Here is a 551-nt window from a genome sequence, read left to right as displayed (position 1 = left end):
AATTTTAATATCGTTTGCAGGTGTTTCACTGATAACGATTAGTTTTTGACGTAATTCATTCGCTGGTAATTTATTCAATGAATCGATGTAATCGAATGCAGCTTCATAAGCGGCTGCTTTACTTGTGAAGGCATCAGTACTGAATGTTTTATCTGAATTCACCACTTGTGATGCTGCAAAAGCACTTGAACTGATTAATAATGTCGCTGCGACTGCTGTTAATGTTGTAAATTTTTTCATGTTGGTGCCCTTAATAATTTGTTTATAAGCTATCTATTTATAAGCCACTGTTTATAAGTTATTTATCTATAAGCTATACAGTGTTGTCGCTACCTACTGGCGTTCACGACTTGTGCTATTTTCTTTGCTTTATTTGTTCTTCGTGCTTTGTATTCTTTCTGTTCTTTGTACAGTGAAGCGTTGATTAGTTATCGCTTCTTAATGTTTTGTAGTTGTAATCAACATTCACGATAGCGCGGTATTCAACATGTCCACGTGCTTTTGCAAATTCTTCAATTGATACATTAGTATTTTTAATTTTTAAGTCTTTA

The 551-nt window shown here is 33.6% G+C and carries 1 protein-coding gene and 1 pseudogene; both read right to left on the bottom strand.

What is annotated here, in order from left to right; translation table 11 throughout:
- Positions 1-240: pseudogene (locus MT390_RS19710) on the bottom strand (hypothetical protein); the annotation flags it as partial.
- 184 nt (positions 241-424) lie between these two features.
- Positions 425-538 (bottom strand): hypothetical protein, encoded by a 114-nt coding sequence (locus MT390_RS19705; protein ID WP_499442912.1) that lies wholly within the window; start codon positions 536-538, stop codon positions 425-427.
- Positions 539-551: the final 13 nt, after the last annotated feature.

Source organism: Vibrio sp. 2-Bac 85, from assembly GCF_037546705.1.
In the GTDB taxonomy this organism is placed as follows: domain Bacteria; phylum Pseudomonadota; class Gammaproteobacteria; order Enterobacterales; family Psychromonadaceae; genus Psychromonas.
Note: the sequence above shows the minus strand (reverse complement) of the source record. Positions and strands in the feature narration are given on the sequence as shown.